This window comes from Sorangium sp. So ce367, assembly GCF_051520455.1.
Classification (GTDB): Bacteria; Myxococcota_A; Polyangia; order Polyangiales; family Polyangiaceae; genus Sorangium; species Sorangium cellulosum_B.
The window spans coordinates 6,122,385-6,145,475 of sequence record NZ_CP150334.1 but is presented as its reverse complement, the minus strand read 5'-3'; the positions used below and the strand labels follow the sequence as shown (position 1 = coordinate 6,145,475).

At 72.8% G+C, this 23,091-nt stretch carries 18 protein-coding genes; 13 read left to right on the top strand and 5 right to left on the bottom strand.

What is annotated here, in order from left to right:
* Positions 1 to 47: 47 nt before the first annotated feature.
* Entirely contained in the window at positions 48 to 1,133 is a 1,086-nt protein-coding gene (locus tag WME97_RS23295) for an aldo/keto reductase (protein ID WP_437554946.1), read from the bottom strand.
* A gap of 109 nt (positions 1,134 to 1,242) precedes the next feature.
* Here WME97_RS23295 and WME97_RS23290 point away from each other — a divergent pair, with 109 nt between their 5' ends.
* Positions 1,243 to 2,115, top strand: a complete 873-nt coding sequence (locus WME97_RS23290; protein WP_437554945.1) for a helix-turn-helix domain-containing protein — start codon at positions 1,243 to 1,245, stop codon at positions 2,113 to 2,115.
* 287 nt (positions 2,116 to 2,402) lie between these two features.
* Positions 2,403 to 3,635: an AAA family ATPase gene (locus WME97_RS23285; RefSeq protein ID WP_437554944.1), complete on the top strand. Its 1,233-nt coding sequence runs from the start codon at positions 2,403 to 2,405 to the stop codon at positions 3,633 to 3,635.
* A gap of 16 nt (positions 3,636 to 3,651) precedes the next feature.
* Here WME97_RS23285 and WME97_RS23280 read toward each other — a convergent pair whose 3' ends face one another.
* Positions 3,652 to 4,344, bottom strand: a complete 693-nt coding sequence (locus WME97_RS23280) for an HAD family hydrolase (RefSeq protein ID WP_437554943.1) — start codon at positions 4,342 to 4,344, stop codon at positions 3,652 to 3,654.
* A gap of 137 nt (positions 4,345 to 4,481) precedes the next feature.
* On the opposite strand from WME97_RS23280, the gene WME97_RS23275 reads away from it, so the two are divergent.
* Positions 4,482 to 6,425 (top strand): ImmA/IrrE family metallo-endopeptidase, encoded by a 1,944-nt coding sequence (locus WME97_RS23275; RefSeq protein ID WP_437554942.1) that lies wholly within the window; start codon positions 4,482 to 4,484, stop codon positions 6,423 to 6,425.
* 33 nt (positions 6,426 to 6,458) lie between these two features.
* A complete protein-coding gene (locus tag WME97_RS23270) occupies positions 6,459 to 8,930 on the top strand; it encodes a hypothetical protein (RefSeq protein WP_437554941.1) in 2,472 nt (823 codons plus the stop codon).
* A 28-nt stretch (positions 8,931 to 8,958) separates the two neighbouring features.
* On the opposite strand, the gene WME97_RS23265 is transcribed toward WME97_RS23270, so the two are convergent.
* Positions 8,959 to 9,513, bottom strand: coding sequence for an exonuclease domain-containing protein (locus WME97_RS23265; RefSeq protein WP_437554940.1), 555 nt, complete (start codon positions 9,511 to 9,513; stop codon positions 8,959 to 8,961).
* A 371-nt stretch (positions 9,514 to 9,884) separates the two neighbouring features.
* On the opposite strand from WME97_RS23265, the gene WME97_RS23260 reads away from it, so the two are divergent.
* Together WME97_RS23260 and WME97_RS23255 are read left to right on the top strand one after the other, a co-directional pair.
* The gene (locus tag WME97_RS23260) at positions 9,885 to 10,889 is read left to right on the top strand and encodes a serine/threonine-protein kinase (protein ID WP_437554939.1); all 1,005 of its coding nucleotides are present in this window, start codon (positions 9,885 to 9,887) and stop codon (positions 10,887 to 10,889) included.
* Positions 10,890 to 11,042: 153 nt separating this feature from the next.
* Positions 11,043 to 11,609, top strand: a complete 567-nt coding sequence (locus tag WME97_RS23255; RefSeq protein WP_012236860.1) for a hemerythrin domain-containing protein — start codon at positions 11,043 to 11,045, stop codon at positions 11,607 to 11,609.
* 3 nt (positions 11,610 to 11,612) lie between these two features.
* On the opposite strand, the gene WME97_RS23250 is transcribed toward WME97_RS23255, so the two are convergent.
* A complete protein-coding gene (locus WME97_RS23250; RefSeq protein WP_437554938.1) occupies positions 11,613 to 11,996 on the bottom strand; it encodes a DUF2752 domain-containing protein in 384 nt (127 codons plus the stop codon).
* A gap of 93 nt (positions 11,997 to 12,089) precedes the next feature.
* The gene (locus WME97_RS23245; protein WP_437554937.1) at positions 12,090 to 13,502 is read right to left on the bottom strand and encodes a zinc ribbon domain-containing protein; all 1,413 of its coding nucleotides are present in this window, start codon (positions 13,500 to 13,502) and stop codon (positions 12,090 to 12,092) included.
* Positions 13,503 to 14,150: 648 nt separating this feature from the next.
* Here WME97_RS23245 and nuoE point away from each other — a divergent pair.
* From nuoE to WME97_RS23210, 7 genes are read left to right on the top strand one after another with little or no spacing between them, the layout of a single operon-like run.
* The gene (gene nuoE / locus WME97_RS23240; RefSeq protein ID WP_044965469.1) at positions 14,151 to 14,633 is read left to right on the top strand and encodes an NADH-quinone oxidoreductase subunit NuoE; all 483 of its coding nucleotides are present in this window, start codon (positions 14,151 to 14,153) and stop codon (positions 14,631 to 14,633) included.
* Positions 14,634 to 14,637: 4 nt separating this feature from the next.
* On the top strand, positions 14,638 to 15,990 hold the full coding sequence (gene nuoF, locus WME97_RS23235; protein WP_437554936.1) for an NADH-quinone oxidoreductase subunit NuoF: 1,353 nt from the start codon (positions 14,638 to 14,640) through the stop codon (positions 15,988 to 15,990).
* Complete coding sequence (locus tag WME97_RS23230) at positions 15,987 to 16,625, top strand: NADH-quinone oxidoreductase subunit J family protein (RefSeq protein WP_437554935.1); 639 nt, start codon at positions 15,987 to 15,989, stop codon at positions 16,623 to 16,625. The genes nuoF and WME97_RS23230 overlap by 4 nt, the downstream gene beginning before the upstream one ends.
* Positions 16,625 to 16,936 carry an NADH-quinone oxidoreductase subunit NuoK gene (nuoK, locus tag WME97_RS23225; protein WP_272093012.1) on the top strand — a complete coding sequence of 104 codons (312 nt, stop codon included), beginning with the start codon at positions 16,625 to 16,627 and terminating at the stop codon, positions 16,934 to 16,936. The genes WME97_RS23230 and nuoK overlap by 1 nt, the downstream gene beginning before the upstream one ends.
* Position 16,937: 1 nt before the next feature.
* A complete protein-coding gene (nuoL, locus tag WME97_RS23220; protein ID WP_437554934.1) occupies positions 16,938 to 19,502 on the top strand; it encodes an NADH-quinone oxidoreductase subunit L in 2,565 nt (854 codons plus the stop codon).
* The gene (locus WME97_RS23215) at positions 19,499 to 21,511 is read left to right on the top strand and encodes a complex I subunit 4 family protein (RefSeq protein WP_437554933.1); all 2,013 of its coding nucleotides are present in this window, start codon (positions 19,499 to 19,501) and stop codon (positions 21,509 to 21,511) included. Before nuoL ends, WME97_RS23215 begins: the two co-directional genes overlap by 4 nt.
* Positions 21,508 to 23,034, top strand: a complete 1,527-nt coding sequence (locus WME97_RS23210; protein ID WP_437554932.1) for an NADH-quinone oxidoreductase subunit N — start codon at positions 21,508 to 21,510, stop codon at positions 23,032 to 23,034. The genes WME97_RS23215 and WME97_RS23210 overlap by 4 nt, the downstream gene beginning before the upstream one ends.
* Positions 23,035 to 23,091 lie beyond the last annotated feature (57 nt).

The window sequence follows — 23,091 nt, the reverse complement described above, 5'->3', positions numbered from 1 at the left end:
GCCAGACGCCCCGTACGAGCGCCCTCGTCCCGGCGCTCGGTGCGTGCTCAGTACCGCTCGCTGTCGTTCTTCGGCGCCATCGGCCATGCCGGCGCGCTCTCGCCGTTGATCGTCGTGCCGCCGTTCATGAACGCGCCGGCCAGGCGCAGGAAGCCGGCGGGGAAATCGAGCGTCGGCGCCGAGAGCGCGTCGAGCTCGGCCATTTGATCGGGCGCGAGCTTCACCTCCAGGGAGGCGAGGTTGTCGTCGAGCTGCGCCAGCGTGCGCGCGCCGATGATGGTGGAGGTGACGCCCGGCCGGGCCACCACCCAGGCGAGCGCCACGCGCGCCGGCGTGGTGTCGAGATCCCTGGCGATCTCGACGAGCTTGTCGACGATGGCGTACGCCTTGTCGGTGAGCGCGGAGAGCACGAACGGGCCGCGATCGGTCTTGTGCTTGCCGGCATTTTCCCGCGTGTACTTGCCGGAGAGCACGCCGCTCTTGAGGGGCGACCAGGGCGTGACGCCGAGGCCCAGCTCGCGCGCCATGGGGATGAGCTCCCCCTCCACCGTGCGCTCGAGGAGCGAGTGCTCGATCTGCAGCGCGATGAACTGCGCCCACCCGCGGAAGCCCGCCAGAGCGTGCGCCTGCGCGACCTTCCACGCCGGCGTGTCGGAGACGCCGACGTAGCGGACCTTGCCGGTCGCCACCAGATCGTGGAGGGCTCGCACGGTCTCCTCGATGGGCGTGTTCCTGTCCCAGACGTGCATCCAGTAGAGGTCGATGTAGTCGGTCTGCAAGCGGCGCAGCGACTGCTCGCACTGCGCGAAGATGGCCTTCCTCCCGGCGCCACCCCCGTTGGGGTCGCCGAGGTAGAGGTTGGCGGTGAATTTGGTGGCGATCACCGCCCGGTCGCGCTTGCTCGGGTGGCGGCCGATGTGGTCGCCGATGATCTTCTCGGAGTGGCCCTTGGTGTAGGCGTTGGCGGTGTCGATGAAGTTGCCGCCGCGCTCGAGGAAGCGATCGAGGATCGCCTCGGACTCCTTGACGCTGGATCCGAAGCCGTGGTCTTCGCCGAAGGTCATGGCGCCGAGGCACAGGGGGCTGACGCGCAGGCCGGAGCGGCCGAGGGTGACGTAGTGGTCGAGGTTCATCGTGGTCCTCCTGGGGGTTCGGGCTGAAGCGCCCTCGCTGGACCGCACCGTGCGCCCGTGCCGGCGTGCAATCTTGGAGGAAACGGCCGAGACGGGGCCGGGTGGGTTGATGGCTGTCCGACGCGAGCCCACGATGGTGAACGTGGTGGGATCGATCGAACAGGCGATCGCGCGGCGCGCCCCGCATCCGGAGGCCGGCGCGCCGGCGTCGCGTGTGCTCCGCAATTTCGTCGTCGCCGTCCGCGCCAGCGCGCCGCCAATCACGAACCTCGACCTGCTGCCCGATGGCACGACGTCGCTCGTCTTCCGCCTGCTCGACGCGGATCGCGCCGACATCGTCGTCCTCGGGCCCAAGACGCGCGCCGTGTACAAGCGCGTGCCGCGCTTCCTGCTCGCGGTGCAGGTGGTCTTTCGACCTGGCGGCGCGTACCCCTTCTTCGGTGTGCCGATGGACGAGCTCGCCGATCGCATCGTTCCGGCGCGCGATCTCTGGGGCCGACGCGCCGACGCCCTGCTCGAGCAGCTGGTGGCGGTCGGGGCCGGCGTCACGCGGGACCCCGCGCGGGCTCGCCTGGAGGCGATCGAACGCGCCCTCGAGGGCCGCATGCTCGGTCCCGACGTGTTCGAGCCCGCATCGGCGGCCGTCGCGCGCGCCGCGCTCCGGAAGCTCTCGCTCGGAGGGATCACCGTGGAAGAGACGGCGAGCGCGCTCCACGTCAGCCCCCGGAACCTGCGGCGCGCCTTCGTTGCGACCGTCGGCGTCTCGCCGAAGCAGTACGCGCGCATCGCCCGCTTCCAGCGCGTCGTCTCGAACGCGCAGGTCGCCCGCGGGTCGTGGTCGGAGATCGCCCTCGCGAGCGGGTACTGCGATCAGCCGCACCTGGTCAGGGAGTTCCGTGAGCTCGCGGGGCTCTCGCCGGTGGCGTTCATGAAGCGACGCTCGACCGGCGAGATCAGCGGCTCAGGTGGAGGCCGTGGGTGAACGCTTCAAGGGGGCTCCAGGGCGTTCGATGCGACCGCGCGGAACGCGGGCCTCCGGCGCGATTACGTGCCGGGCCTTACGATCCTGCGGGTGTGACCGCCTCGCATCGCGGGGCGGCGCTCCTTCCGCAAGGATCTTGTTGCGGACATCGCTGGCGAGGCGTTCGATGATCCTCGTCGGGTGGGGCGCATCGGAGACTTTCAGGACGGTACCGAGACCGAGGGCCGCGTATCGCCGGCCCGTGACGGGCGATGGTCTGCCCGGACGGCAGGCTCTCTCCGTGGGGGGTGCACGTCCTCGAACCGAGGCTCCGCGCGGCGATGATCACCCACGTCTACGTCAGCAACTACGGCAGCGTCGGGGCTGGGATCGAGCTCACGCTCGGGTCGCTGACCGCGCTCGTCGGTCCGCCGGACTCGGGCAAGGGCTGCCTGCTCGACGCGGTGCGGTTCCTCGCCGAGTGCGCCAACGGGGCGTTCGATCTGGCGGCGGCGAACCGACGCGGCGGCGCGCTGGAGGGCGCGCGCGGCGATGGCGCGCTCACCACGCTCGGGGTCGCGGTCTCGAGGACCGAGGGCCACGGCTTCTGGCTCGTGCAGCTCGCGCCGGGAGAGCGGGAGGGCGAGGCGCGCGTCAAGAGCGAGACGGCCGCGTGGTGGCAGCGCAGCGCGCTCACGCGGCTCGTCAAGCCTGGCCTGCGCGAGGTCTTCGACGCCGGCGGCGACGCGCCCGAGGTCTCCTTCGACCGGCTGAAGGGCAGCCCGAAGGGGTTCTCGCGCAAGGACAAGGGGCGCAGCGGCACGCTCGCGTACCGCGGCGTCGCCCCCATCGCCGTGAGCGGCACGAAGCTCGTCCTGCCGCTGCTCTCCGATGGACCGCTCACCCCGATGCTCGACGAGCTGCGCCGGGCGGTCCTCTACTCCCTCGCGCCGCGCACGCTGCGCTCGCCCCAGAAGCTCAGCGCTTCCCGGCGCCTCAAGGCGAGCGGCGACAACTGGGGCTCGGTCCTCCGCGCGCTCGCGAAGGAGCGATGGCAGGACCAGTTCCTCGCGGGGCTGTCCCAGGTGATCGGCGACGTCGACGGCGCCCGCGCGTCGTCGTCCGGCGGGTTCCTCGTCCCGGAGCTGCGCCACGGCGTCGACGGCGACGGGCGCGAGCGCTGGCGGGCCGCCGCGGACGAGCCGGACGCCACGCTGCGGCTCGCCGCCATGGTCACGGCGCTCTCGCAGGAGCCCCCGCTCGTGCTCGCCGGCTTCGAGCACCCCGACGCGGGCGTCGATCGCGCCGCGCTCCCGGCGCTCCTCGAGTACCTGCGCGGCGCGTCCGCCCAGCGCCAGCTCCTGCTCACGACCGAGAGCCCCGCGCTCCTCGACCTCCTGCCGGCCGACGCCGTCTACTCGGTGGAGCGCCGCGGCGGCTCGACCGCCGCGTCGTCCATCGACGAGGCGCAGCGGAGGGCGCTCAGGGAGCGGCTCGGCGCCCCGGCGGCGCGCGCCGTGCGTCCGTCCGGCACCCCCTGAGCCCGCCCGAGCGTCGCTACGACGCGAGCCGCTCCCCCGGCGGCGCGAGCGGCGACGCGCCGTAGCGCGCGAGGAGATCCTCCGGATCGAGGTAGATCGCCGCGCACCCGGCCTCGAGGAGCTCCATTTCAGGGAAGCCTCCGCAGAGGAGCCCCACCGAGAGGAGGCCGAGCTTCGCCGCGGCCTCGGCGTCGGACGGCGCGTCGCCGACGAGCACGACCTCGCGAGGATCGACGCTGCCGAGCCGGTCGAGCGCCGCCTCGAGGACGTCGGGGCGCGGCTTCGACCTGTCCGCGTCGTCGGCCGATACCGTCCATGAGACCAGATCGCCCACCCGGGCGAGCTCGACGCTGGCGTCGAGCTCACCGCGCGGCGTCGGCGAGGCGAGCACGATCCGGCGCCCGTCGCGCGCGACGCGCTGGAGCAGCTCGCGCACGCAGGGGAACGCCCGGGCGCCCGGGAGGAGCTCGCGCCCGTAGATCTGGTCGCGCAGGGAGGAGATCCCGGCGCCGATCCAGCCGAGCTCCTCGGGCGAGAGGAACGTCTGCAGCAGCTGGTCCGCGCCCTTGCCGACCTGGCCGCGCAGCTTCTCCCGCGGGACCTCGCGGCCGAACCGCCGGAAGGCCTGCTGCCAGGCGGCCGCGTGCAGATCGACGGTGTCGAGGATCGTGCCGTCGACACCGAAAATGACGGCGCTGACGCTGACCATGGCGCGACACGTGGCGCAGGGCGGGACGCACCGCCATCGGAGGGCTCCCGACGGCCCCTCCCGCGCCGCGGCGGCTGCGCTCGGCCGGAGTCGCGATAGACTGGCCGGGGAGGGCGAGCGGGCAGGGCGATGACGACATGAACAGGCGGCTGTCTGCACTCGCGGTCTTCCTCGGCGGGCTGCTCGGCCCGGCCGGCGCCGCGGCGGCCGAGCCGGCGCTGGTCGCGGTCGATCTGGACGACGACGACGCCGACGGCGTGCCGGACGGCGAGCAGCCCCGCGCGCCGCCCGCCCCGGAGCTCCTGGCGCTGCGCGCGCCGCGCGGCGCGAGCCAGGCGCCCGCGGCGATCCCCGCCGGCCTGCGGCTCCTCGTCGACGGCAGCCCGGTCAAGCCCGGCGCGGCGATCCCCGCGGGCGCCCGCCGCGTCGAGATCCAGGCGGTCCGCGCCGGGCGCAGCGAGATCGCGCTCTTCGGCGAGGCGCGGACGATCAGCGCGTTCGAGGTGCGCGCGATCGACGGCGCCGGGCGGCGCATCGACATGGCGCGCTCCCACGCCTCGCTGCAGCGCACGCCCCCGGACCGGCTCGGCGACGATCCGTTCGCGAACCTCGACGATCCCGACGCGATCCGGCTGCTCGTCATCGGCGCGCCGGAGGATCTGCCGCTCACGCTCGACGTCCACTCCGCGGCGCCGTCCGGCGGGGTGATCGATCGCCTCTCCGACGTGCCGCTCGGCCACGTGCGGTGCCCGGAGGACGCGCCGCCGGGCCTCGTGTGCGGATCGACGCGCCCCCTCCGGGTGGTCGCGGACGACATCGATCGCAACCACCCGATGATCGTCGATCGCTCCGTGAAGGGCGAGGTCGGCGGGGCGCTCGTCGTCGCCCTGCCCGGCGGGCCGAAGGTCCAGATGATCCGCGTCGCCGGCCCGCGCGCCTCGCCGCTCGGGCCGCTCGGGCGCACCCGCGCGCGCCTCCGGATCGTCATGGTGCGCCCCCGCGCCGGCGGCCCGCCGCCGATGGGCGGCGACGACGCGGGCGCGCTCGCCATCGCGCGCGCGGAGGTCGAGCGGGCGAACGCCCTCTGGGGCGCGTGCGGCGTGAGCTTCGGCCCGCCCGAGGCGCTCGACGTCACCTTCGTCGATCCGCCGCGCCCGCACCTGCTCGCGATCGGCTGCGACCACGGCCTGCCGGCCAGCGGCGGCGCGATCCGGGTGCGCGTCGACGGCCACGAGATCACCGCGGCGATCGCGCCCCGCGCGCGCCCCGACGCGGCGGCCCGGGCCGTCGCCGCGGCGATCGGCGCGGCGGGGTTCTCGGTGCGCCTCTCCGACAACCCGGTCATCGGCGCGGGCGCCTACGGGACCTCCGACGTGCTCGTGCGGCGGCCGGGCGGCGCGCTCGCGACCATCGAGCCGCCGGCGGCGGGCGCGCTGAGCACCGACGCGACGCTCACGGCGTGCATCGGCGCCGTGGACCTCGACGACGGCCTCCAGCACTTCAGCGACACGGACGCGATCGCCGGCACGGTCGAGGAGCGGGCGCTGCTCAAGGCGTTCGACGACGGCGACCCCTCGACCGTCGACGTCGTGATGGTCCCGAGCTTCGCGGGCGGCGGGCGGATCGGCGAGTCGTTCATCTTCGCCGACGGCGGCGCGATCCGGAACACGATCATCGAGGATCGCGCCGGCCTGCGCGCGGATCGCGCGTCGTTCGCGCTGGCGCACGAGCTCGGCCACGTGCTGCTCGACGAGCCGGGGCACCCGGACGATTTCGGGATCGACACGCCGACCCGGCTGATGGACGCCGACGCGGCCAACGCCTCCGCGTACGGGCCGCGCCGCCTGACCGTCGACGAGTGCGCGCGCGCGATTCGACAAAGCGGCGCGGCGGCGCCGCGCCTGGGCCAACAGAGCGGCGCGGCGGCGCCGCGCCTGGGCGGGCACCCGCCGCGCGGCGCGAAGGGCGCTCCGGCGGGGGCCGAGGCGGAGGCGCAGGGCGGCGCGCCCGGGTTCCGGCCGAGCGGCCCGGTGCCGCTGCTCGCGCCGTGGCCGCTCGCCCCGCTCGGTCGAGAGAGGTGAAACGCCGCTTCGCGCTGTGGTAGGAGCGGGCCCATGCGGGTCCCCCAGCGGAGCGGCCTCTTCAGCGGCGTCGCAGCCCTCGCGTGCGCCTCGGTCCTGCTCGAGATCTCGCTCGCGCGGATCTACGCGGCGCTGTTCGGCGAGATCCACGCGTTCCTCGCGCTCTCGCTGTCGCTCGTCGGCGCGGGCGTGGGCGGCGCGCTGCTCTACGTCGTGCCGTCGCTCGCCCGCCCGCCGGCGCTCTTCGCCCGCATGGCGACCCTCGCCGCGCTCGCGTCGGGCGCGACCCTCGCCGCGGTCATCCTGCTCGCGCACCGCGAGCCCCTGTCCGTCCCCGCGCCGGGGTCGCTCCCGTGGCTCGCGCTGTGCTACGCGGCCTCCACGGTCCCGTTCGCGCTCGCGGGCCTCGCGCTCGCGGCCGCGATCCGGCACGCGGCGCCGGAGATGCCCCGGCTCTACCTGCTCGATCTCGTCGGCGGCGCGCTCGGCGGGCTCGCCGCGGCCGGCGCGCTCCGCGCGGGCGCGCCCCGCGCCGCGCTCGCGGCGGCGATCTTCTTCGCGGTGGCGGGCATCTTCTTCTACCTCGGGTCGCGCTGCTGCGAGGGCGAGGAGCGGGCGCCCGGCGGCCTCGTCGCCACGTTCGTGCTCGGCTCCTTCGTGCTGCTCGCCGGCGACGTCGGCGCCCCGTGGCTCCGGCTCGCCGGCATCCGCCGGCCGTCGCCCGACCGGACCGAGCACGAGGCCTGGACCGAGCGCTCGCTGATCTCCGTCGATCGACCGAAGGCCGGCGCGGCGCTGATGCGGCTCGGCGGCGCCGCGGCGAGCCCGATCCTCGACGCGAAGACGACGCCCCCGCCGCAGCCCGAGGACATGGCGTACGCGCTGCACAAGGACCAGGGCCCCGCGCTCGTCGTCGGCGCCGGGGGCGGGCGCGACGTGCGCGCCGCGCTCAAGGCCGGGCAGAAGGACGTGGTCGCCGTCGAGGGCGACCGCGGCGTCCTCGAGGTGATGCGCGGGAGGTACGCCGCGTTCAGCGGCAACCTGTTCGACAAGCCCGAGGTCCACCTCGTGGTGGGCGACGGGCGGAGCTTCGCCAGGCGCACGCCGCTGCTCTTCAGGAACATCGTGATCCCGTCGGCCGACACGGTCGAAGCGTCGACGACCGGCGCGCTCGCGCTCTCGGAGAGCCGGCTCCACACGCTGGAGGGCGTCGGGGACTTCCTTTCGCGCCTCCTGCCCGAAGGCACGCTCGTCCTGGCCCGCGCGGACGCGGACTTCGATCGGCTGCTCTCGCTCGTGACCGCGGCGCTGCGCCGCGCGGGCGTGGCCGCGCCGAAGGACCACCTCTTCGCGTGCAGCGCCGCGCAGAGGACCGCGCTGCTCGCCCGGCGCACGCCGCTCGCGCGCGAGGACGTCGACGCGCTCCGCCGCCACTGCCGCAAGCACAGGTTCTCGGAGGTCCTCGCCCCCGACCGCCCGGCGACCCCGGTCCGCAGCCTGCTCGTCGCGGCGGCCGCGCCCACGGCCCCCGCGGCGGCCGCGCGCGTCGCCGAGGGCGCGGCCGCGGAGGCCGATCTGACGCCGCCCACCGACGACAGGCCGTTCTTCGCGTACACCGTCCCGGCGCGCCGCCTGCCCGCGGTGCTCGGCGACGTCGGGGCCCTCCGCGCCGGGCACACCGCCCTCTTCGCGCTCGCGCTGCTGCTCGCCGTCGGCGCGGTCCTCTCCGCGCTCGGCGTGCTGCTCCCGGTGCTCGCCGCGCGCCGTCGGCGCGGGCGCCTCGCGCCGCAGGACGTCGGGGCGCGCGCGTCGACCGCGTCGTCGACGCCGCCCGCCCGAGCGCTCGCGTTCTTCGCCGCGATCGGCGCGGGGTTCGCCCTCGTGGAGCTCGCCGTGTTCCGGCACGCTCTCCTCCTGCTCGACCTGCCCGCGCACGAGCTCCCGGCCGTGCTCGTGCTCCTCCTTGTCTCGGCCGGCGTGGGCGGCTACCTCACCGCCCGGGTGGCCCCGGGCGCCGCGACGGCGGTCTCCGCGAGGGTGGCGGAGGCGCTCGCCGTGGCCGCGGCGCTCTCGGCGGTGGGCCTCGTGCCGCTCGCGCGGTGGGGCCTCGGGCTCGGGGCCTTCCCGCGCGCGCTCCTCGCCATCGCGATCCTCGTGCCGTTCGGCGTGCTCGCGGGCTCGCTCGTGCCGCTCGGGGTCAAGATCGTGGACTCGGTCTCGTCGGCGCTGCTGCCGTGGTGCTGGGCGCTCTGCGCCTTCGCGGGCGCGACCGCGATGGCCCTCGGCGCCCTGTGCGCGCTGAACCTCGGCTACAGCGCCCTGCTGCTCGGCGCGGGCCTCGCTTACCTCCTCGCCGCGGCGACCGTGCCGCCCGCCGCGGCCGGGGCGACCGCCGCGGGAGACGACGAGCGTGCGGTGTCGCCCGGAGGCGCCGCCGGCGAACCACCGCCCCGGGACGCCGCAGGGGCGCAGCCCGAGACCCTCGAGGCGGCGCCGATCGCCTGAGCGCCCGATGCCGCCGGCGCCGCCGACGTCACCGCCGCGCGGCCAGCAGGAGGTGCGCGAGCAGGCCCGCGATGTTGTGGGCGTCGTCGACGCCGCGGTGGTGCGTGCCCGCGAGCGGCAGGCCGGCGCGCTCCAGGGCCTCGGCCATCCCCACCTCCCGCGACAGCGCGTGCGTCACCGCGAAGAGGCTCTTCACGTTGAGGTGGCTCGGCCCGAACGGGAGCGGCACGCCGCGCGACTGGCACTGCCGCTCGAACATGCGCCGGTCGTAGTCGCCGTAGCTCGCCCAGAGGCGATCCTGCGCCTTGAGCTCGCTCCGGAGCGTCGCGCACGCCTCCCTGAACGACACGCCCGCGTCGACCTCCGCCTGCGTCAGCGTCGTGAGCCCCGTACAGAACGGGCTCACGCGCGAGCGCTCAGGGCGCACCAGGATCGAGCGCCGCTCCCGGCGCCGGCACGAGGCGACCTCCAGCGGGCACACGCCGATCTCGATGATCTCGTTCTCTTCGCCCGGCGGCGGGTCGCCGTCCCAGCAGGTCGATTCCACGTCGATCACGAGAATGAGATCAAGACGCTTCGCCACGTCGTCGCCCTCGGCATGTAGTGAGGAGTGCGCCGCGAAGGTAACGGGGATCGGGACGCAATTTCCTTCAGGATTTTCCCGACCGTCCGGAAACGCCTTGGGCGGTTCGCTTCGTCCGGGCAAAAACTGAGTAGAAACGGGACATAAGCCGGAGGTGCACCCACACGTCGTTGGTCGTTTAGGCACCCAATCCGCTTGCTTGGCGGGCCTGGTCCATGGACACTCGTCAGGTAATTTCTGACGAGGTTCTCTACGTGGATCCTGGCTCCCAACTGCGTTGCTCCTCCGGTTCGGCCAGGGAGAGGTCCGTGATCGCTGAGGCGCTGCCTGACCCTGCCGACGCGCGCCGCGGTCCAGCCGAGGAGCGACAGTTGCCGCCTCGTTCCGGGATCGTCCGCCACGCGGGCCGCGAGCGGGGGGCGCCGAAGGGGCTCCCGCCGGGGCGTGGGGCCGGGGCGGTAGGCGGGATCACCACGGGGGCCCCGGCGTGTGGGCGGCTGGCCGTCGATCCGCTCGTCGGTCGTACAGAGCACGGACTGCACATCGAGCGGCTCATCGCCGAGGGGGGGATGGGCGCGGTGTACGCGGCCCGCCGCGCCGCGACGGGAGAGCCGGTCGCCCTCAAGGCGCTCCGGCGCGTGCACGCGGGGGACTCCGGGATCGAGAGCCGGTTCGCCCGCGAGGTGCGGCTCGCCCGCCGCATCGACCACCCGAACGTCTGCCCCGTGCTCGGCGAGGGGCGCCTCGAGGACGGGCGGCCGTTCTTCGTGATGCCGCTCTTCGACGGCGTGACGCTGAGCGAGGAGGTCCGGCAGCGCGGCCCCTTGCCGATCGGCCGCGCGCTCGCCCTCGCCGACCAGATCCTCGCCGGCCTCGCGGCGATGCACGCGGCGAAGGTCGTCCACCGCGACCTCCAGCCCGGCAACATCCTGCTCGTCCCCGGGGCGCGGGGCGCCGGGGCAGGGGAGGCCGCGACGACGGTCAAGCTCATCGATCTCGGCTTCGCGCACGAGCCCGGCGTCGACACGGGCGACGGCGTGACGCCGGACAGCCCCGGGTCGCTCGTCGGCACGCTGCTCTTCATGTCGCCGGAGCAGGCGATGCGGAGCCGCGCGATCACCGAGCGGAGCGACCTGTTCGCGGCCGCGCTGCTCATCTACTACGCCCTCTCGGGCAAGCTCCCGTTCCGGGGCCGGGGCGATCTCGACGTGCTCGTCGCGATCGTGCGGTCCGCGCCCGTGCCCCTCCGGCGGGAGCGCCGTGATGTCCCGCGCGTGCTCGACGAGGTGCTCTCGCGGGCCCTGTCCAAGCACCCCGACCACCGCTTCCCCAGCGCCTCGGCGATGCGCGACGCCCTCGCCGGCGTGCCGGTGTAGCCAAGGCAGCGCTCCGCGCGGCCCGGCGCCGGCCCGCTCCTTGCCACGACGGTGCCGCCTGCACCGCGCCGCCCGGCACCGCGATCCGGGGCTGTGCACGCGCTGCTCAAGCGCGGCGGCGCGGGGCGGTGAGCTTCACGCGAGGGGAACCCCATGGACGCACTCGATCTCTTGGAGCAGCAGCATCTCGAAGTCAGCGCCCTGATGGCGCGCATCGCCGCCGAGCCCAGCCCGGGCCTCCGGACGGCGATGGTCGCGCAGCTCTCCCGGATGATCGACGCGCACGTACGCATCGAGGAGACGTACCTCTATCCGGTGTGTGCCGAGCGGATGGCCGGCGACAGGAAGCCGCTCCACGACGCGTACGAGAAGCACGGCCTCGCGCGCTTCGCGGCGGACAACCTGCTGCGCACGCGCGTGACCGATGTGCGCTTCGAGGCGCGCCTCCGGCTCCTGCGGGACATTTTCGCCCACCACGCCGACGAGGAGGAGGACATCCTGTTCCCCAAGGCGAAGCGGGGCCTGACCGACGAGCAGCTCGACGTGATCGGCAGCGATCTGGAGCGCGCTTACGAGGTGCTGCTGCGCGTCGGCGTGCCCGCGGGCGCCCCGCTCGCGCGCTCGCAGCGCGGCTGGCCCCGGCGCGGCGCCCACGCCGTGCGCGCCCTGCGCCCTGTGTCGCGGCGCCGCGGCGAAGCGCTCCGCGTCCGCGGCTGCTAGCTGCTAGACCGGCACGGGGCCGCCGAACGCGCCGAGGAAGCGCGCGATCCAGACGGCGAGCATCAGGACCGCCAGCGCGATGCCGAGCCGCGTGATCCACGCGCCCTTCATCCCTTCGGCGGCCGCGATGCGGCCGTCCTTCACGTAGATCGCCGCGTTGTACGCGAGCGCGGCGATCACGAGCGGCGCCATGACCGGGGAGAGAGGGTGGAGCCGCAGCGCGTCGGCCAGGTGGCCCTGCGCGAGGGCGAGCGTCGCGCGCGTGAGGCCGCAGCCGGGGCAGGGGTGGCGGGTGACGATCGCGAACGGGCAGAGCGGGGCGCCGCACGCGACGAGGAGCCCGAGCACCGCCGCCACCGTGCCCAGGCGCGCAGCGCGGCCGCGCACGTGCGCCGCGCTCCATCGGGACAGGGCCGACGGAGCGGGCGAACGGGCTTCGGTCGAGCTGGACGGCGACACGGCGGAGGACCGCGGCGCGGATCAGGCGGCGTTCGGGTCCCAGACCTCGTTGAGGTCCTTCGCGAGGGCGTAGAGCGGCAGGAAGACGTAGAGCACGATGCCCTCGGCCTGCTGGTTGCGCGAGCCGGCCATCTGCTTGGCCCGGGTCACCTGCTCCGGCACCTTCACCCACAGGAAGTAGTAGTTGAGGAACGGGACGAAGAGGTACCAGGGCTTGAACTCGGGGTCCTTCGTCGCCTGCTGGAGCTCGTTCAGCATCGCCCACATCTGCCAGAGGGCGTAGAGGAAGCAGACCATCCCGATCACGCACACCGTGACCGGATTGCGGATCTCACCCTTCGCGCCCGGGGCCATCGAGCCGCCGCCGCCGTACACGCCCAGGTTGCTGGCCGCCTGGCCGAACTGACCGGGCGCCGACATCTGAGCACCGCCGGGCGAGCCGCCGTAGCCGGGATCGCTCACGCCCGGAGGGCTGCCGTAGCTGCCGCCGGGCGACCCGCCGTAGCCGCCGCCCGGAGGGCTGCCATAGCCGCCAGCCGGCGACCCGCCGTAGCCGCCGCCCGGAGGGCTGCCGTAGCTGCCGCCCGGGGGGCTGCCGTAACCGCCGCCCATCGGGTCCTGGCCCGGAGGCGGCCCGTATCCGCTGGCGCCGTGCTGCGGAGGCTGCCCGTAGCCGGGAGGCGCGCCGCCAGGCGGCTGCCCGTAGCCAGGAGGCTGCCCGTAACCAGGCGGCTGTCCGTAACCGGGCGGCTGCCCGTAGCCGGGAGGCGCGCCGCCGAGGCCGCCCATCGGGTCCTGGCCCGGGGGCGGTCCGAACGGATTCCCACCCGGGCCGCCCTGCGGGGGCTGCCCGTAGCCGCCCTGAGGGGGCTGGCCGTAGCCACCGGGCGGAGGAAACGCGCCGGGCGGCGCGCCTGCGGCCCCGCCCATGCCGCCGGGCGGCTGGCCCGGGGCGCCGTACCCGGGCAGCTGGTCGATCGCCATGGTGCCGCCGAGCGGGTTCACGCCCTGGGGCTGCTGGCCGAACGGCGCATAGCCGCCCGACGGGCTCGCGGCCGCGCCGCCGAAGGCCGGGCCAGACGGCTGCTGTCCGCCGGGGGACGGCGAGCCGTAGCCCATCCCGGGAGGCGGCGGGGCAGGGAGAGGCCCCGCCGAAGCGCCGAGCCCCGCCGGCGGGACGCCGACCACCGTGCCGGCGAGGCCCTGCGGCGGGCTCGGGATCGCGGCCATGCCCGGCGGCGCTCCGGCAGGAGGCGCCGGAGGCGGAGGCGCCCCCGGCGCGCGCGGTCCCGCCGCGCCCGCCCCGGAGGACGGCTGACTCATCAGCATGGTGCCCTTGAACTTCGGCGCGGCCGCGCTCTTCAGGTTGTAGCCGCACTTCGTGCACGTGGACGCCGTTTCCGAGTTTTGCGTCCCACAATTCGGACAGAACACGCACCACCTCCGGCGGGGGATTCGCTGTTACGGATGTCCGCGCCCCTGCGCGTCGTAATGGGCGCCGAGGGTAGTTGAAGCGCGTTCCGGTTCTCAAGTGAAAGACGAAGAACGCTGCGGACTTCTCGGCAGGCTACGCGGTCTTCGTCAGAAAACCCAGGGAGTACCGCGTGGCCACGTGCTCCAGGCGGGGGACGGGGACGGGAGGGGGGTCCAGGCGGGGGGCCCGGGTCCACGTCCACGACCACGAGCACGACTACACGACTACACGACCACGACTAGGAGAACGATCGAGGGCACGGGCACCTCGGGGGGAGCCGTCCGGTTTCTGGGCAGCGGCAGGCTTTGTGTGGTCCGCTTTATGTTTCCCCCCGGCGCGCCTTGACAGTGACCACCGTCGCTCACTAGCGTGCCCGCGCCTCGGGACGGCTCCGTACGACGGACAACCGAATGCCCGGCCGCCGGTGCGCGGGGCTGTCCGCCTCCGGCAGGCGCCTCCAGATCGGAGGCGCACGAGGTAGCGCCCGGTCTGCCGGGCGGACCCTCGTTGAAAGGGACCCGCGTTGCGGGGTCCCGACTGCATGTGGAAGCGGGCACGCCGCGAGCGCGGCGCGCCCAGGGAGCCAGCGGACCGTGCCAACAGCCGACATGACCGAACAATTTGCTCTGACCGCCGAGCGGCGAACCGAGTTCGAGAAGATCCTCGCGCGCTACCCGAACCGCCAGGCCGCGTGCATCCCCGTGCTCCACCTCTGCCAGGAACAGGAGGGGTGGGTCTCCGAGCGGGTGCTCCGCTGGGTCGCCGAGCAGCTCGGCCTCTCGGCGGCGCACGTCCAGGGGGTCGCGACCTTCTACACGCTCTTCAACAAGGAGCCGGTCGGCAAGCACCAGGTCTGGGTGTGCCGCACGCTGAGCTGCGCGCTCAACGGCGCGGATCAGGTGCTCCACCACTGCGAGAAGCGGCTCGGGATCCACGCCGGCGAGACCACGAAGGACGGGAAGATCACCCTGCGCACCGCAGAGTGCCTCGCCTCGTGCGGCACCGCCCCGATGATGCAGGTCGATCGCGACTACCACGAGGGCCTCACGCTCGAGAAGGTGGACGCGATCCTCGATCGGTTGACGAGGTGACGAGATGCTCCGGCTGACGCGCTATCTGACCAAGAACTACGACACGCCCGACGGCCACAAGCTCGCCGTCTACGAGAAGGGCGGCGGCTACCAGCAGGCGAAGCGCGCCCTCGGGATGACGCGCGAGGCGCTCGTCGAGGAGATGAAGGCGGCGAACATCCGCGGCCGCGGCGGCGCCGGCTTCGCGATGGGCGTGAAGTGGAGCTTCATGCCGTGGCCCCCGAAGCCCGAGCGGCCGCACTACCTCGTCATCAACGCGGACGAGGGCGAGCCCGGCACCTTCAAGGACCGCACCCTGATGGAGAAGAACCCTCACGCCGTCGTCGAGGGGTGCATCATCGGGTGCTTCGGGATCGGCGCCCACGCCGCGTACATCTACGTGCGCGACGAGCTGCACCTCTCGAAGGCGCGGCTCTGGGGGGCGATCGAGGAGGCGCGCGCGAAGGGCTACCTCGGCAAGCGCCCGTTCGGGATCGACTACCCCGTCGAGGTCTACGTCCACACCGGCGCCGGCGCGTACATCTGCGGCGAGGAGACGTCGCTCCTCAACTCGCTCGAGGGCAAGCGCGGCGAGCCGCGGCTCAAGCCGCCGTTCCCCGCCCAGTTCGGCGCGTTCGGGATGCCCACGACCGTGAACAACCTGGAGACGATCGCGGCCGTGCCCACGGCGCTCGAGCTCGGGGGGGAGAACTTCTCGAAGCTCTCCTCGCTGCACCACCTGAAGGACGGCGGCTGCCGGCTCTTCGGCGTGAGCGGCCACGTGAACAACCCCGGGATCTTCGAGGCGGCCGTCGGGGTCACGCTCCGCGACCTCATCTACGAGTACGGCGGCGGCGTGAAGCACGGCAAGCTCCTCGCCGTCATCCCGGGCGGCTCGTCGTGCCCGATCCTGCGCGCCGACGAGGTCGTCAACGCGCCGAGCGACAAGTCGCCGCTCCACCCGTGGCACGGCCAGAGCGTGCTCGACGTGCCGCTCGGCGTGGACACGTTCCGCGCGCTCGGGACGATGCTCGGGACCTGCTGCGCCATCGTGCTGAGCGACAAGGCGTGCCCCGTCCTCGCGATGCACAACCTGATGCGGTTCTACCGCCACGAGTCGTGCGGCCAGTGCACGCCGTGCCGCGAGGGCAGCGCCTGGATCCACCGGATCCTCGATCGCATCGTGCACGGCGAGGGGACGATCGAGGAGCTCGATCGGCTGCACGAGATCGCCGACAACATCATGGGCAACACCATCTGCGCCTTCGGCGAGGGCACGGCGATGCCCGCGCTCGGCTTCCTCCGGAAGTTCCGCAAGGAGTTCGAGGCGTACATCCAGACCAAGGGCCGCTCGTCGACAGGGGTGCTTACGCCGTGAAAATCTTCGAGTTCGCCTTCTTCGGGCTGGCGTCGCTGCTCGTCCTGCTCGGCGGCCTGGCCACGGTCGCGGCCAGGAACCCGATCCGCGGCGCGATGGGCCTGCTCACGTCGATCGTCGGCATCGCGGGGCTCTACCTGATGCTCTCGGCGGAGTTCCTCGCCGCGATCCAGATCCTCGTGTACGCGGGCGCGATCGTCATCCTCTTCCTCTTCGTGATCATGCTCCTCGGCCCGTCGGCGACGTCGCCGCGCGACGCCCGCACCGCGGTGCCGCGCTACGTGGGCGCCGGCGTCCTCGGGGCGAGCAGCATCGGCGCGCTCGCCCTGGTCGCGAGCGCGTCGAAGCCCGGGGTCTTGGCCGTCCCGGCCGCCCCCGAGTCGCTCGGGACCATCGAGGCGCTCGGGCACGAGCTCTTCACGAAGGGGATCGTGCCGTTCGAGCTCTCGGGCGCGCTGCTCCTCGTCGCCGTGATCGGCGCCGTCGCCGTCGCCCGCGGCAAGCAGGTCGACCCGACGCTGCTGCCCGCCGGCGAAGGCGCGGACACCGCGTCGCCGGAGCCGGGCGATCAGGGGGCTGCGCAGCCGGGCGCCCTCGCGGGACACGCCACCCTGTCGGCGAAGGAGCCGCACTGATGATCTCCGTCCCCATCGAGTACTACCTCGTCGTCGCGGCGGTGCTGTTCGTGATCGGGTCGATCGGCTTCCTGCTGCGCAGGAACCTCCTCGTCCTCCTGATGAGCATCGAGCTGATGCTCAACGCCGTGAACCTCACGCTCGTCGCGTACAACCGGGTGCACCCGCACGATCACGCCGGGCAGATCTTCACCTTCTTCGTCATCGCCATCGCGGCGGCGGAAGCCGCAGTCGGTCTCGCGATCGTGCTCGCGTTCTACCGCATCCGGAAGACGATGCGCTCGGACGACGCCGATCTCCTGAGGAGTTAGCGTGGAAGCCCTGAGAGTCTTATTCCCCGCGTCCGAGTTCGCGCTGCTCGCGGTCATCCTGGGCCTGCCGGCGCTCGGCGCGTTCGTGAACGGCCTCTTCGGCAAGCGCCTCGGCAAGGACGCGGTCCGGCTGATGGCGCTCGCCGCGCTCGGCGGCGCCTTCCTGGCGGCCGTCACGACGTTCCTGATGCTGCCGCACGAGGGCGGCAAGCTCACCTGGACGGCCTGGCGCTGGTTCTCGATCACCGGCCGGATGGGCCAGTCGATCCCGATCGACGCCGCCTTCAGCGTCGACGGCCTGAGCGGGACGATGATCCTCGTCGTCACCGGCGTCGGCTTCCTCATCCACCTCTACTCGTCCGCGTACATGCGCGAGGACCCGGGGTACTACAGGTTCTTCGCGTACCTGAACCTGTTCATCTTCTCGATGCTCGTGCTGATCATGGGCGACAACCTCGCCGTCCTCTTCGTGGGATGGGAGGGCGTCGGCATGTGCAGCTACCTGCTGATCGGGTTCTGGTTCAAGGACGACAAGAACGCGAGCGCCGGCAAGAAGGCGTTCGTCGTGAACCGCATCGGCGACTTCGGCCTCCTCGTGGCGATGGCGATGCTCGCCTACTACACGGGCACGCTGAACTTCGACGGCATTGCGGCGAACGCGGGCAACCTGCTCGCCGCGGTGAAGATCTGGCCGATCGGCAACATGTCGGCCGACACCGTGCCCGGCTTCCTGAGCTTCCTCATCCCGTCGCAGCCGGTGCTCGTGTACGCGGGGACGCTGGCCGCGCTCGCGCTGTTCCTCGGCTGCGCCGGCAAGAGCGCGCAGATCCCGCTCTACGTCTGGCTGCCCGACGCGATGGCCGGCCCGACGCCGGTCTCCGCCCTGATCCACGCCGCGACGATGGTGACCGCGGGCGTCTACCTCGTGGCCCGGCTCTCGGCGGTGTTCGTGCTGTCGCCGTTCGCGATGGCGGTCGTCGCGGTGACCGGCGTGGCCACGGCGCTGTTCGCGGCCTCGATCGGGCTCTTCCAGAACGACCTGAAGAAGGTGCTCGCCTACTCCACGGTGAGCCAGCTCGGGTTCATGTTCATCGGCGTGGGCGTCGGCGCGTTCGCCGCCGGCTTCTTCCACGTCCTCACGCACGCCTTCTTCAAGGCCTGCCTCTTCCTCGGGGCCGGCTCGGTGATCCACGCGATGCACGCCCGCATCCACGACACCGACCAGTCCCAGGACATGCGCAACATGGGCGGCCTCAAGAACTACATGCCGCTGACGCGCTGGACCTTCCTCCTCGCGTGCCTCTCGATCGCGGGCTTCCCCGGGTTCGCCGGGTTCTGGTCGAAGGACGAGATCCTGTGGCGCGCCTTCTCCGGCCGGATCGAGTCCGTCTCGACGCGCGGGCAGCCGGTGTGGCAGTGGCCCGAGTGGCTCGGCCCGGCGATCTACTGGGTCGGCATCCTGGCCGCGACGATGACCGCGTTCTACATGTTCCGCGCGTACTTCCAGACGTTCCACGGCGAGTTCCGCGGCTGGACGATCGTGCGCGGCTGGAAGGACCCGCACCCGCACGGCCACCACGACGATCACCACGGGCACGCGCACGGCGAGAAGCTCGAGGGCCCGGAGCCGCACGAGTCGCCGCTGCCGATGACGATCCCGCTGATCGTGCTCGGGGCGCTGTCGGTCTTCGCCGGCTTCCTCATGGCGGAGCCGCTCGTGCACCTCACCCACAACCACGCGTTCGCGCCGCTCGCGCACCTGCTCGAGCCGGTCTTCTCGCTGACGGAGCGGGCGGTGAAGGTGCGCGAGGGGGTGGATGGGCTGCTCTTCCCGATGATGCTGCCCGGCGTCGCGGCCTGCTTCACCGGCATCGGCCTGGCCATGCTCGTGTACTGGAACAAGCGCGGCGAGCCCGAGCGGCGCTTCGCCGAGAGCGTCCCGGGGCTCTACCGGCTCATCTACGACAAGTGGCGGATCGACGAGCTCTACAACGCCACGGTGGTGGGCATGGTCGACGCGATCGCCGACATCTTCACGATGGCCGACAAGTGGATCATCGACGGCATCATCGCGAAGCTCTCCGCGGCGCTCGTCGGGTTCTTCGGCACGGTGCTGCGCGCGCTCCAGACGGGCCGCGTGCAGGTCTACGCCGCGTCGATGGTCGTCGGCCTCGCCGGCGTCGGCTGGTTCCTCGTCAAGCCGCACGCGGACGCGAACGTCGACGACGCGGAGCTGCGCCGGTCCGGCGAGGTGAGGCTCTCGGCGGCGCCGGGGCTCGGCTACCGGTACCGCTGGGAGGCGCCCGGCCTGCCGGCGCGCGACTTCTCCGAGGCGGCCGACGTCACGGTGAAGCTCGAGCCCGGCGAGACCAAGGACGTCGTCCTCCGCGTGCGCAACGCGTTCGACCGCGAGGCGACCGAGACCTTCTCGTTCTCCAGGCCGGCGAGCCGCAAGACCCCCGCGGGCCCGACCACCATGCTGGGCTCGGACGTGCCCGCGCTGCCCCCGGGGGCGACCCCGGCGGAGCAGATCCATGACCTGATCCAGCCGAGAGGCCTGCAATGAGCGCGCTCGACCTCGTAACGCAGTACTGGCCGGCGCTCGCTGCCGGCGTCGTGGGGGCGATCCTCCCGCCGGGCGGCGGGCAGGGCGCCGACGGCGCCCACGCCGGCGACGATCACCACGACGGCCACGGTGACGACCACCATGGCGACGACCACCACGGCGAGGCCCACGCGGCCGCGGGGTACACCCCGTGGCAGCGCGCCGGCCTCGGGCTCATCGCGGCGCTCACGGTGCTCTTCGTGCAGTGGCTCTGGCCGTCCGGCGCCGCGGCGGAGGCGGCGGGAGCGACGGGAGCGACGGACGAGTGGCCGTCGCTGCTCAACGTGCTCATCGGGCTGCCCTTCGTGGGCGCCGCCGCGGTGCTGTTCGTGCCGCGGCAGCTGCTCTCGCTGCTCCGGGGCTTCACGCTGGCCGTGCTCGGCGCGGGCTTCCTCGCCTCGCTGTGGCTGCTCACCGTGCCGATGACCGTGGGCTGGCACTTCCAGTCGATCAAGGAGTGGATCCCGACGCTGGGCATCCGGTGGCACGTCGCCATCGACGGCATCAGCCTCTGGCTCGTCCTGCTGACGACGTTCATCGCGCCCATCGCGGCGTACGCGTCGTTCGGCTCGATCAAGAGCCGGATCAAGGAGCTCTGCTTCTGCCTCCTGTTCCTGCAGGGGGCGATGCTCGGCGCGTTCGTCGCGCTCGACCTGTTCCTGTTCTTCCTCTTCTGGGAGCTGATGCTGGTGCCGATGTTCGTGATGATCGGCATCTGGGGCGGCGTCGAGAAGATCAAGGCGGCGATCAAGCTCTTCGTCTACACGATGGCGGGCTCGATGCTGATGCTCGCGGGCATCGTGTACCTTGTGTGGGCGAACCAGAAGCTCACGGGCGCCTACACGTTCGATTACCTCGCGCTGTCGCGCGTGGTGCTGCCCCGGAGCGCGCAGATGCTCTGCTTCTGGGCGTTCTCGATCGCGTTCTTCATCAAGGTGCCGATGTGGCCGGTGCACACGTGGCTGCCGGACGCCCACGTGCAGGCGCCGACCGGCGGCTCGGTGATCCTGGCCGCGGTGATGCTGAAGATCGGGACGTACGCGTACCTGCGCTTCTCGATGGGCCTCTTCCCCGGCCCGGCCTCCAGCCTCGCGGCCAACCTGGCCGGCATCGCGATCCTCGGCGGGGTGATCTACGGCGCGCTCGTCGCCTGGAAGCAGTCCGACGTGAAGCGCCTCGTGGCGTACTCGTCGGTCGCCCACCTCGGCTACGTGATGCTCGGGCTCTTCGGCGTCACGCCGAGCGGGATCCAGGGCGCGGTGATCCAGATGGTGAACCACGGCGTCTCCACCGGCGCGCTCTTCCTCCTCGTCGGCGTGATCTACGACCGCCGGCACACCCGGGAGGTCTCGGAGTTCGGCGGCCTGGCCAAGGTGATGCCGGTCTACGCGACGCTCTTCCTGATCGTGACCTTCGCCTCCGTCGGCGTGCCCGGCACGAACGGGTTCATCGGCGAGTTCATGATCATCATGGGGACCTACGCCTCCGAGCGCCTCGGGACGTTCAGCGGGATCCACACGATCGGCGCCGCGGCGGGCGTCATCCTCGCCGCCGTCTACATGCTGAGCGTGGTGCAGAAGATGTTCTTCGGGCCGCTCACGAACCCGAAGAACAAGCACCTGCCCGACGTGACGCCCCGCGAGGGCCTCGCGCTCGCTCCCCTGATCCTCATGATCTTCGTGATCGGCCTGTTCCCTGCGATCTTCCTCGATCGGATGAAGGAGTCGGTCCTGTCTACTTACAACCAGTTCAAGGTCGTCTCCGGGCAGGCGATCCTCTTCGCGGACGAACGGAACGCGAAGCTCCTGCCCGAGGACACGTTCTCCCCCGCCTTCCTGAAGGGCGCCCCCTCGCTGGGCTCCGGTGAGGGCGCGGCGGGGGCGGGTGAAGACGAGCAGGCTCGGCGCGATCGGGGCGCGCGCCGAGGAGACGGCGCGCTCGCGGCGCGCGCGGGGGAGGCGGCGCGATGATCCTCGGACCGTACATCGCGGTATCGCCGCTCATCGTCGTCTCGCTCGGCGGCGCGCTGCTGATGCTCGCGGAGGCGTTCTCGCACCGCCGCGAGGAGTCGCACGATCGCCGCTCCGGCCCCTCGTCCGACATCGCGCTCGGGACCGCGATCACGCTCCTCGCCGGGGCGGTGTTCTCGGGCGCGGTCGGGTTCGTCGGCCCCGAGACGCTGGAGGGGTTCGACTCGCTCGCCCCCTACCTGGTCATGGACCGTTTCACGCTGTTCTTCTCCTTCGTGCTCTGCCTGGGCGGCGCGCTCGCGGCGTTGCTCGCCGGGGGGTACCTCCCGGAGCACCGGCTCGATCGCGGGGAGTTCTATCCGCTGCTGACCTTCTCGACGGTCGGGGCGATCATCCTCGCCGGCGCGGGGGATCTGCTGACGCTCTTCCTCGGCCTGGAGACGATGTCGCTCGGGGCGTACGCGCTGACCGGGTTCCGCCGGACGTCGCCGCGGAGCACCGAGGCGGCGATCAAGTACTTCCTGCTCGGCTCGTTCGCGGCCGCGCTGCTGCTGTACGGCGGCGCGCTGATCTACGGGGCGACGGGGCACACCGACCTCGCGGGGATCGGCGAGGCCATCGCGGGCGCGAAGGGGGCGGCGGCGCCGAACCCGGCGCTGCTGCTCATCGGGGCGACGCTGGTGCTCGTCGGGCTCGCGTTCAAGGTGAGCGCGGTGCCGTTCCACATGTGGACGCCGGACGCGTACGAGGGCGCCCCGACGCCGGCCACGACGTTCATGGCGGTGGCGGTGAAGGGCGCGGCGTTCGCGACGCTCCTGCGGGTGCTGCTCGGCGCGTTCGGTAGCCCGGCGCTCTCGTCGTGGGCCGCGGGCTGGCCGCCGGCCGTGGCGGTGATGGCGCTGCTCACGATGACGGTCGCGAACCTCATCGCGGGCCGGCAGGAGTCGGTGAAGCGGATGCTCGCGTACTCGAGCATCGCGCACGCCGGGTACCTGCTCGTGGGCGTGGCGGCGACGGTGCGGGCGAGCGAGGACGCGCAGGCGAGCGTGATGTTCTACCTGCTCGCCTACACGGTCTCGACGGTCGGCGCCTTCGGGACGCTCATCCTCTGCGGCAGCCGTGGGGCCGAGGCGGTGAGCTACGAGGACCTCTCCGGGATCGGCAAGCGGCACCCGGTGGCGGCGCTCGCGTTCTCGCTCTTCCTGCTGTCGCTGGCCGGGGTGCCGCCGACCGCGGGCTTCTTCGGCAAGCTCTACATCGTCAAGGCGGCGATGGGCGCGGAGCTGTACACGCTGTCCGTGGCGCTGCTCCTCAACAGCGTGCTGTCGGCCTACTATTACCTGCGGGTGCTCGTGTACATGTACATGCGCGAGCCGGCCCCCGGCGCTCCGATCGCGCGGCCGATGCGCTCGGGCTACGTCAACGCGGCCCTTGTGGTGTCCGCGGTGCTCGTGATGGTCCTCGGCATCTGGCCGACGACCTCGCTCGGGATCGCCGTCCGCGCGGTCCTCGCCTCTCGTTAGAGCGGGGGCCCACCCGCTTCGGATACGGGCCCACCTCGGCGTTTTCGGTGCTCAGCG